The following is an 8,888-nucleotide window of genomic DNA, read 5'->3' as shown; positions in this document are numbered from 1 at the left end:
CCGCCGTATACGAGAACCGTACGTACGGTGGTGTGGGAGGTCGGAAAATAAAATAATTATTTTCCTCCTACCCGATTTAATATGGAGGATACTATGAAATGCCCTTATTGTAATTATCTTGAATCGAAAGTTGTTGATTCAAGACCAACGGATGAAGGACAAACAATTCGAAGACGAAGAGAGTGCATAAGATGTGGCAAGAGATTTACAACTTATGAGAAAATAGAAGAAGTCCCAATTATGATAGTAAAAAAAGATAGTAATAGACAATCTTATGATAGAAATAAACTAATGAATGGAATTATTAAAGCATGCGAAAAAAGGCCTGTTCCGATGGAAGTTATTGAGAGAATAGTAGATGATATAGAAAAAACAATTTTCAATTCATTAGAGAAAGAAATTACGTCAAAACAAATTGGCGAGATGGTTATGTCAAAATTGAAAGATGTGGATGAGGTTGCGTATGTTAGATTTGCATCAGTTTATAGGCAATTTAAAGATGTTAATTCGTTTTTAGATGAATTAAAAAAATTGTTGGATGACAATGAATAAACTAGGTGATGTCATGATGAACTCATTAGATTCTATTTTACTGCAAAAAATTTTGCAGTATGGAAATGTGGGAATTCACGTAATAGATAATAGCAGAAAAACTATAATTTATAATTCCACAATGGCTCAATTAGAAGGTCTAGAGATAGAACAAGTAATTGGGAAAGATTTATTTGAAATTTTTCCTAGTTTGAATGAAGAAACTTCAACGCTTATAAAAGTCTTGAAAACCGGAGAATCAATATTTAACAGCACTCAAACATACTTAAATTTTAGAGGACACTCAATAACGACTATTAGTTCTACAATTCCATTAATTGAAAACAAAAAAATAATAGGAGCAGCTGAAATTGCTCATGATTTAACAAACACAAAAATTTTATCTGATCAGTTACTTGAATTACAAAATGAATTAAAAAAAGATAATAAGGGAATAAAACCTACAATAAAAAAGTATAGCTTACATAACATCATTGGCCAAAACGAGAAGCTTATTGCAGCTAAAAAAATAGCCCAAAAAGCCTGTCAATCTCCATCTAGTGTTCTTATTTTTGGTGAAACTGGGACGGGAAAAGAGATGTTTGCTCAAAGCATACATTATAATGGGAATAGGAAAGATAAAACTTTCATAGCACAAAATTGTGCCGCAATTCCAGATACTTTATTAGAAGGAATCCTATTTGGAACTGAAAAGGGTGGATTTACTGGTGCCATTGAAAGAGAGGGAATATTTGAACAAGCAAACGGAGGAACATTGCTTTTAGATGAAATAAATTCTATGAGTTTAACACTTCAAGCAAAATTATTACGAGTTTTACAAGAAGGCTATATTAGAAGAGTTGGTGGAATAAGGGACATACCTATTGATGTTAGAATTATTGCTACTACTAATGAAAATCCTATGGATAGCATAGAAAAGGGAACTTTAAGAAAGGATCTTTACTATAGACTCAATGTAATAAATATAAATATACCGCCGTTAAGAGAAAGATTAGATGATATTGAGCTATTAACATATTATTTTGTAGCTAAGTATAATAAAATTTTGAATAAAAATATTAGTAAAGTTTCATCAGATGTCATAAGAGATTTTAAGAATTATAATTGGCCTGGGAATGTTCGAGAATTGGAAAATTTCATTGAAGGCGCGATGAATATGGTATCATTAAATGACAAAGCTTTAAATAAAGAAGATTTTTTGTCTTCTAACTTTCTTTCTAATAGTAGGGATAAGTTTATTTTTAATAATTTTGATAGTCAAACATTGCCTGAGATGATTGGAAATATAGAACAAAGGATGATCAATGAGGCGCTAAAAATAAACAATTATAATATATCAAATGCAGCTAGTTTTTTAGGGATTAAAAGGCAAACATTACAAGCAAAAATAAAAAAATATAAATTGATGCAAAAATAATAGCAACTGATGCAAATTAATTTGCATCTTTTTTTATTTTGTAGATTTTAGGTAGCTTTATATGCTAAAAATTCATAATATTTAACAAAATAATCTGGCATAAAATTTGCATAGATATTAAGTGTATAAAAATTTATGGAGGTGCTTTATGAGAAAGGAAAACGTTAAAGTAATAATTTGGGGTTTAGGATCAATGGGAAAAGGCATGGCAGAAGTACTTTTAAAGAAAAAAGGAGTAGAAATAGTAGGAGTTGTAGGAAGAGGGGAAAAAGTTGGGAAAAGCATGTATGATTATTTGGATGTAGAGAGAGGGGACAGAAAGGATATAATAATTGGTGAATACCAAGATGTAATAACTGAGAAAGCAGCAGATGTAGTTCTAGTGGCAACTGATTCTTTTACAAGAAAAACATTTGACAAATTAAAATTTATTTTAGAAAAGAAAATAAATGTAATATCAACTGCTGAAGAAATGGCATATCCATACGCACAGGAGCCTGAATTAGCAAGAGAAATAGATAAAATTGCTAAAGAGAATGGAGTTTCTGTTTTGGGAACTGGCATAAATCCAGGGTTAATAATGGACTTGCTAGTTATCCTATTAACTGGAGCTTGCATAGAAGTTGATAGCATTAAAGCTGAGAGGATTAATTCATTGTCGCCATTTGGGCCTTCTGTAATGAAAGAACAAGGTGTTGGAATAAGTTTAGAAGAATTTAATAGAAGATTGGAAGAAAAGACATTAGTAGGACATGTTGGATTCCCTGAATCTATTAATATGATAGCTGATGCTTTAGGTTGGAAGTTATCCAAAGGAATAGAGCAATACAGAGCGCCAATAGTAAGTGAAGTATATAGAAAATCACCATATGCAGAAGTACAGCCAGGAGATGTGGCAGGTTGTGAAATGAGAGGATATGGATACGTAGATGATGAACTGAAAATCGAAATGCTTCATCCTCAACAAATAGAACCTCAATTGGCTGGCGTACAAACTGGCGATTATATTACTATAAAAGGTATTCCAAACATCAATATGTCTATTGTGCCAGAGGTACCTGGTGGGATTGGTACAATCGCAATGTGTGTAAATATGATTCCACATATTATAAATGCCACACCAGGATTAAAAACAATGATAGATTTACCTGTTCCAAGAGCAATTATGGGTGATATGAGAGAAATGATAAAAGAAGATTAAATATGAACATAAATGAATTAAGATGAAAGGAAGATACCAATGGATGCAAAAAAAGGAGACTGGGTAAGAATTCATAATATAATCTTAACTCCAGACAAAAGAGCATCAAACCTACCGGAAGATACGAGGAAAGTACCTTTAGAAATGTGGGATAAAGGTTTTTTACTAAATGAAGAGGCAAATATAGGACAAGAAGTAGAAATTGAAACTTACATTGGAAGAAGAGTAACAGGAATATTGGTTGAAATTAATCCATATTGGGGACACGATTTTGGTAAATGTGTTCCAGAAATTTTATATATAGGTAGGCAGGCTAGGGCTTTATTGAAAGAAGGTGAAGATATTGAGTAATAGCTATGATGAAGTGATGGCAAGAAAAAGTGAAATAATGAAGAAATCCGTAGGAATTGATTATAGCATATTTGAATCAGGCTCGATTGCGTTTGACTATGAGAGAATGATGAAAGAAACAGGTTATTCTTTACAAGAAATAGAAGAAATTCAAAAGCAAACTTCAGTAGGTTCCACTCCACTATATGAGCTGAAAAATATAACTAAATTAGTTAGAAAATTTTCAAGTCCAGGAAAGGGTGCCAGAATATTTATAAAAGATGAAGCGTGTAATCCTTCAGGATCTTTTAAAGCTAGAAGAGCTGCTACATCTGTATATCATGCACAAAAGCTAGGATATAAAGGAGTCATAGCTGCAACTTCAGGGAATTATGGTGCTGCTGTTGCTTCACAAGCAGCTATGAGAGGACTTAAATGCATTATTGTTCAGGAATGCTATGATTCGAGAGGTGTGGGACAACCTGAAATAATTGAAAAGGCAAGAGCGTGCGAGGCATATGGAGCAGAGGTAGTTCAACTGACTGTTGGTCCAGAATTATTTTACTCATTTTTATTGTTATTAGAGGAGACTGGCTATTTTAATGCATCCTTATATACTCCATTTGGGATAGCAGGAGTAGAAACGTTAGGATATGAACTATCCATGGATTTTAGGCAAAGAGAAGGAAAGGATCCTGATGTTGTAGTAATAACAAATGCAGGAGGAGGAAACCTAACTGGTACAGCTAGGGGATTGATTAAAGCAGGGGCATTTGACACCAAAATAGTAGGCGCAAGTGTAAATTTAGAAGGACTTCATATGGCAAGTGATGAACAATTTAATAAGAAATCATTTACTACTGGGCACACTGGATTTGGAATACCTTTCGCAACTTGGCCTGATAGATCAGATGTGCCTAGATCAGCGGCAAGACCACTGAGATACATGGATAGATATGTAACAGTAAATCAAGGATCGGTATTTTATATGACAGAATTATTAGCTCAAGTGGAAGGGCTTGAAAGAGGTCCTGCTGGTAATACAGCTTTAGCAGCAGCATTTAGCATAGCTCAAGAGCTAGATGAAGATAAAATAATTGTTGTGCAAGAGACTGAGTACACAGGTGCTGGTAAGCATATTTTGCCACAGCTTACATTTGCTAAAGAAAATGGTATTGAATTAATAATTGGGGATCCAAAAGAAGAAATTCCTGGTAAAAACATCATATTACCTAAAAATCCAGGATATATGCATACTACAGAAATTGACTTAGATAAAATCAAGAGATCGTATATTAAAAATTGCATTGCTAATTATAAAGTTGAAACTGTGACTGAAAATGACTTAGAATTTTTAGCACAAGATACTAAATCAAGCAAAGAATATGTTATTAATGTACTAAAAGATCTAAATGTTAATGTAGAAAGGTAGTGTACAAATGAGAAGAGAAGATGACTTTGAAGAGAGAAGAAAACATTTAGCAAATTTGTCAGAATCAGAATTAGAAGCTTATTTTTGGGAGTTAGCAGAAAAAATTGTAGATCCATTAGTAAATTTGGCATATAATAATACGACTCCTTCAATAGAGAGAAGTGTTTTATTGAGAATGGGATTTTCAAGTATAGAAGCAAAAAGTATTGTTGAAAATGCAATAGATAGAGGCCTAATAGGAAAAGGTGTGGGTAATATTGTATATAAATATTCAAAACACAAAAGCTTAGGCATAAGAGAAGCAGGATTAAAATTAATAGATCCTAATTCTTGGGATGAGGTTAAACCTCTATTTAACGGAGGTGTAAAATAATGGAACTTAAACCAAATGAAAAATTAGATATTAAAGAGATTTTAAAGGATTTAGAGAACTATAGACCAAAAAGAAGAGGTTGGCATTGGAGAGAAGGGGTCGGAGAAGCAAGGGAAATAGGTAAGTTTGATTACTATGAAACTTCGAAAAATTTAATACAAAGTCAGCCACTCCCAGCAGCAAAGTATTTTGATAACATTGATCCTCAACCCGCTCCAGTAATAACCACCGAGATAGCCTCTGGGCGTTTTGAAGATGATATAAGAAGAATGAGGATGGCTGCATGGCATGGCGCTGACCATATTATGGTAATAAGAACCGCTGGACAGTCTCACTTTGAGAGTTTAATAGAAGGTACACCTCAAGGAGTTGGGGGAATACCAATTAGTAGAAAACAAGTCAGAGCACAGAGAAAAGCTTTAGATTTGATTGAAGAAGAAGTAGGAAGACCTATTAATTATCATTCATATGTATCAGGAGTAGCTGGTCCTGAGATTGCTGTAATGTTTGCAGAAGAGGGAGTGAATGGAGCACATCAAGATCCTCAATACAATGTCTTATATAGAAATATAAACATGGTAAGATCTTTCGTTGATGCAGCAGAAGCTAAGAAAGTTATGACTTGGGCAGATATAGCTCAGATCGACGGTGCTCACAATGCTAATGCAACTGCAAGAGAAGCTTGGAAAGTTATGCCGGAACTAATGGTACAACATGCTTTAAATTCAATGTATTCTGTAAAAATAGGCATGAAAAAGTCAAATATATGTTTGTCAACCGTTCCACCAACAGCGCCACCAGCACCTTGTATGAGGCTAGACTTACCATACGCAATTGCATTGAGAGAATTGTTTAGAGAATACAGAATGAGGGCACAAATGAATACTAAATATATGGAATCATCTACTAGAGAAGCCACTGTGACTCATGTTTTAAACTTATTGATTTCAGAATTAACATCTGCTGATATTCAATCTACAATAACACCAGATGAGGGAAGAAATGTACCTTGGCATATATTTAATATCGAGGCTGTAGACACAGCAAAGCAAGCTTTCAATGGTATGGACGGATTAATGAAAATGATCAAGGTAGATAGAGAAGGCGAGTATTTATCTACGAAAGTTAGAGAACTTAAAGAAAGAGCAGTATTATTTATGGAAGAAATATTAGAAATAGGTGGATACTTTAAAGCTGTTGAAGAAGGTTTCTTTGTAGACTCTGGCTATTATCCTGAAAGGAATGGAGATGGGATAGTAAGAAAGATAGATGGAGGAGTAGGTGTAGGAACAGTATTTGAAAGAGATAAAGAATACATGGCACCTGTAACTGCTCATTTTGGATATAATAACGTTGAACAATATGGAAAAGAATATGTAAATAATCCATCTTTACTGATTAATGGTTCGACTTTTGAAAAACCAGAAAAGATCATTTTTATTGACGAACTTGATGAAACTGATAATGTAAATGTTAGATTAGAAGAAGTTAAAGATTTAATAAATACAAATATTATAAAACCTGAAATGGAATGGCTTGGAGATGGAGTAGTACTGCTGACAATGTTCCTTCCAACAGATGTACGTACTGCAGAATTTGCAGCTCTTGAAATTGGTAAAAATCTGAATTTAAAAGATTGCGAAGTCATTCATAGGGAAGTTTTGCAACAGGCTGAAGGAACTAGAATTGAATTAAAAGGAAGGGTTGACTTTACAATAGATATATCTAAATTAGTCATTCCACCAAAGCCAGAAGAAATGAGTGAAGATGAAATCAGAGCTGAAATATCAAGAAAACCAATGAAAGTTGTAGCTGCTACAGTTGGAGAGGATGAGCATTCAGTAGGATTAAGAGAGATCATAGACATCAAACATGGTGGTATAGAAAAATACGGCATTGAATGCCATATTTTAGGTACTTCTGTACCAGTAGAAAAACTAGTTGACGCAGCAATTGAATTAAACGCAGATGCTATCTTAGTTTCGACGATAATCTCTCATGATGACATTCACTACAAGAACATGAAAAAGTTAAATAATTATGCGATTGAAAAAGGTGTAAGAGATAAGCTAATAATAGCTGCTGGTGGGACTCAAGTATCTAATGAAATGGCTGTAAAAAATGGGATGGATGCAGGTTTTGGAAGAGGAACAAAAGGTTCACATGTCGCTACATTCCTTGTTAAGAAAAGACGTGAGATAGAAAATGAAAATTGATTTATTAGTTGCTGAAATAGGTAGTACTACAACAGTAATAAATGCATTTAAAAACATGCAAATTGCCCCTGCCTTTATTGGACAGGGGCAAGCCCCTACTTCGGTAATCGAAGGAGACGTAAATATAGGACTTAAAGCGGCCATAAATAATCTAAAGGAGAATTTAGGTATCTTAGAACTTGAATACAATGAACTTATTGCAACTAGCTCTGCAGCAGGTGGACTAAAAATGACTGTACATGGCTTGGTTTACGATATGACTGTTCGTGCTGCAAAAGAGGCTGCATTGGGAGCAGGAGCTAATATTAAATTTATCACATCAGGTAAATTGAGAAAATTAGATTTAAAAAAGATTGAAGAAATAAAGCCCAATATAATTTTAATAGCTGGTGGAGTCGACTATGGAGAAAGAGAAACGGCACTTTATAATAGCGAACTTATAGCAAATCTAAATTTAGATATACCTGTTATATATGCAGGTAATATCGAAAATCACGATGAAATAAAGGAGATATTTAAAGACAAAAAAACCGAATTGTATATTGTTGAAAATGTGTATCCAGAAATTGACCAACTAAATGTCGAACCAACTAGAAAAATCATACAACAAGTATTTGAAAAACATATTATACATGCTCCTGGAATGACAAAGATTAGAGAAATGGTAACTGGGAATATAGTACCAACTCCTGGAGCAGTGATGAAAGCTAGCGAATTGTTGTATGATCGTATAGGGGATCTTGTCACAATAGATGTTGGAGGCGCAACTACTGATGTACATTCAGTCACAGAAGGTAGCGAAGAAATTAATAGAATGTTGATAAGCCCAGAACCAAAAGCAAAGAGAACTGTTGAAGGGGACCTTGGGGTATATGTGAATGCAAAAAACATTATTGAAGGTATAGGTGAAGATGATTTAATTAAAAAATTAGGGGTATCTAAAGAAAAATTAGATTGTTTAATATCTGGGATAAAACCCATACCTGAGAGTGAAGATGAAGTAAGGTTTATTGAAACATTAACAGAATATGCTTGTGTGACTGCAATAAAACGACATGCTGGTACTTTAAAAAATCTATATGGTCCTTCTGGAAAGATGACATTTGCTGAAGGTAAAGATTTAACAAGTGTAAAATATGTTATAGGAACTGGTGGAGCTTTAACAAGGCTGCCACGAAGAACAGAAATATTAAAAAATATTCCTCATTCTAATAATGGGATGGAGCTGTTACCCAATCCTGATGTTAATGTTCTGATAGATAATCATTATATCATGGCATCTTTAGGAGTCATGTCATATAGATATCCTGATGCTGCAATAAAATTGCTTTATGATAGCTTGGGCATAAATATGAAGGAGGAATAAA

Annotated in this window: 8 protein-coding genes; all 8 read left to right on the top strand. The window is 33.7% G+C overall.

Annotated elements, in window-relative coordinates; translation table 11 throughout:
- The first annotated feature begins 93 nt into the window (after nt 1–93).
- The 8 genes from nrdR to E4100_RS08670 all read left to right on the top strand — a co-directional run bounded on the left by nrdR (nt 94) and on the right by E4100_RS08670 (nt 8,887).
- Nucleotides 94–552 (top strand): transcriptional regulator NrdR, encoded by a 459-nt coding sequence (nrdR, locus tag E4100_RS08705; protein ID WP_135271660.1) that lies wholly within the window; start codon nt 94–96, stop codon nt 550–552.
- A complete protein-coding gene (locus tag E4100_RS08700) occupies nt 545–1,969 on the top strand; it encodes a sigma-54 interaction domain-containing protein (protein WP_245196388.1) in 1,425 nt (474 codons plus the stop codon). Before nrdR ends, E4100_RS08700 begins: the two co-directional genes overlap by 8 nt.
- Nucleotides 1,970–2,117: 148 nt before the next feature.
- Nucleotides 2,118–3,170 (top strand): 2,4-diaminopentanoate dehydrogenase, encoded by a 1,053-nt coding sequence (ord, locus tag E4100_RS08695; protein ID WP_135271659.1) that lies wholly within the window; start codon nt 2,118–2,120, stop codon nt 3,168–3,170.
- A 39-nt stretch (nt 3,171–3,209) separates the two neighbouring features.
- Nucleotides 3,210–3,521 (top strand): 2-amino-4-oxopentanoate thiolase subunit OrtA, encoded by a 312-nt coding sequence (gene ortA, locus E4100_RS08690; RefSeq protein WP_135271658.1) that lies wholly within the window; start codon nt 3,210–3,212, stop codon nt 3,519–3,521.
- Nucleotides 3,514–4,932, top strand: a complete 1,419-nt coding sequence (gene ortB / locus E4100_RS08685; RefSeq protein ID WP_245196387.1) for a 2-amino-4-oxopentanoate thiolase subunit OrtB — start codon at nt 3,514–3,516, stop codon at nt 4,930–4,932. The genes ortA and ortB overlap by 8 nt, the downstream gene beginning before the upstream one ends.
- Nucleotides 4,933–4,939: 7 nt before the next feature.
- Complete coding sequence (locus tag E4100_RS08680; protein ID WP_135271657.1) at nt 4,940–5,305, top strand: ornithine aminomutase subunit alpha; 366 nt, start codon at nt 4,940–4,942, stop codon at nt 5,303–5,305.
- A complete protein-coding gene (gene oraE, locus E4100_RS08675; protein ID WP_135271656.1) occupies nt 5,305–7,521 on the top strand; it encodes a D-ornithine 4,5-aminomutase subunit OraE in 2,217 nt (738 codons plus the stop codon). The genes E4100_RS08680 and oraE overlap by 1 nt, the downstream gene beginning before the upstream one ends.
- A complete protein-coding gene (locus tag E4100_RS08670; protein WP_135271655.1) occupies nt 7,511–8,887 on the top strand; it encodes a GlmL-related ornithine degradation protein in 1,377 nt (458 codons plus the stop codon). The genes oraE and E4100_RS08670 overlap by 11 nt, the downstream gene beginning before the upstream one ends.
- Nucleotide 8,888 lies beyond the last annotated feature (1 nt).

The sequence above is a fragment of the Soehngenia longivitae genome (genome assembly GCF_004684055.1).
Lineage (GTDB): Bacteria > Bacillota > Clostridia > Tissierellales > Tissierellaceae > Soehngenia > Soehngenia longivitae.
Note: the sequence above shows the minus strand (reverse complement) of the source record. Positions and strands in the feature narration are given on the sequence as shown.

Bases quoted from the DNA above. Each gene is read 5' to 3' on its own strand.
- oraE (WP_135271656.1), top strand. From the start codon at position 5,305: ATGGAACTTAAACCAAATGAAAAATTAGATATTAAAGAGATTTTAAAG.
- ord (WP_135271659.1), top strand. From the start codon at position 2,118: ATGAGAAAGGAAAACGTTAAAGTAATAATTTGGGGTTTAGGATCAATG.
- nrdR (WP_135271660.1), top strand. From the start codon at position 94: ATGAAATGCCCTTATTGTAATTATCTTGAATCGAAAGTTGTTGATTCA.
- E4100_RS08670 (WP_135271655.1), top strand. From the start codon at position 7,511: ATGAAAATTGATTTATTAGTTGCTGAAATAGGTAGTACTACAACAGTA.
- ortA (WP_135271658.1), top strand. From the start codon at position 3,210: ATGGATGCAAAAAAAGGAGACTGGGTAAGAATTCATAATATAATCTTA.
- E4100_RS08680 (WP_135271657.1), top strand. From the start codon at position 4,940: ATGAGAAGAGAAGATGACTTTGAAGAGAGAAGAAAACATTTAGCAAAT.
- E4100_RS08700 (WP_245196388.1), top strand. From the start codon at position 545: ATGAATAAACTAGGTGATGTCATGATGAACTCATTAGATTCTATTTTA.